This is a genomic window from Ramlibacter albus, assembly GCF_014297445.1.
Taxonomy (GTDB): domain Bacteria; phylum Pseudomonadota; class Gammaproteobacteria; order Burkholderiales; family Burkholderiaceae_C; genus Ramlibacter; species Ramlibacter albus.
The window spans coordinates 1-1,049 of record NZ_JACORU010000039.1 but is presented as its reverse complement, the minus strand read 5'-3'; the positions used below and the strand labels follow the sequence as shown (position 1 = coordinate 1,049).

The following is a 1,049-nucleotide window of genomic DNA, read 5'->3' as shown; positions in this document are numbered from 1 at the left end:
TCGGCCGCGATGTAGGCGCCGCCGTTGTCGCTGAGGAATTCCAGGACATGATCCTCGGGGATCGCCTCGATCGCTCCGAAGCGCCGCTCCACCGCTTCGATCAGCATCTCGCGTACCGGCTCGCCAGGCAGGCCCTTGCCTTCCCACGCCCGCCACGCCATCACTTCACGGTCGCAACAGTCCTTGGCGAACGTGGTGGTGACCGTTTCGCCGGAGTCGCACTTGATCTCAAAGCCGTCGGAGCACCAGCGCAGGTCGCTGCGGTCCACAGCGACCACGCCGTCGTGCGGGCGGCTCGACTGGCGCCTGCGCGGTGCCTTCGGCAGCAGCAGGCCCGCCTTGGCCATGACCCGGTAGGCTCGCTTTGGATTGACCCGCGCCGCACCGTCCTGCGTACGCCGGCGGTTCACCAGCGCGCATGCGCGTCGGTAGCCGTAGCTGGGCAACTCGGCGATCTGCTCACGAATTTCGGCGAGCAGCTGGGCGTCCGTCGCTGGCGTTCGGCCGGTTCGGCCGTCGCGCCAGGTGTCTTCACGCCGGTGCAGTTCGTGGATGTGCGAGCGCGCCAGCCCCAGAACCCGGCAGACCGTCTTCATTGGTCTTCCCCGGGCAACAAGGGCGAGCGCGCAATCCACTTTTTTTCGGCTGCGTACTCCACGGCTTCCTTGAGGATCTCGTTCTCCAGGGTCTTCTTTCCCAGCACGCGCTGCAGCTTCGCGATCTCGGCGCGTGCAGCGGCCAGCTCCGAAGCAGGAACCACGGCCTCGCCCGCGGAAACCGCCGTCAGCGCACCTTGGCGTTCGAGCTTTCTCCACTGAAACAGAAGGCTGGCCGCCACGCCTTCCTGCCGGGCCACCAAAGACACGCTCATGCCCGGCTCGTACGTGCGACGCACCAGCGTTTGCTTCTCTGCGGGGGACCAGCGCCTGCGGCGCTGGTCTTTCAAGATGACCTCTACGGAATCCGTATTCCTAGTCGTACTCACTGTCCTTCTCCTATCTCGAAAGATAAGCGATAGAACGGGTCCGGAGAATCAGGGGGCTAGCTCA

The 1,049-nt window shown here is 65.3% G+C and carries 1 pseudogene; it reads right to left on the bottom strand.

Going from position 1 to position 1,049, the window contains the following annotated elements:
- A pseudogene (locus tag H8R02_RS30025) lies at positions 1–985 on the bottom strand (IS3 family transposase); the annotation flags it as partial.
- Between the last annotated feature and the right edge of the window lie 64 nt (positions 986–1,049).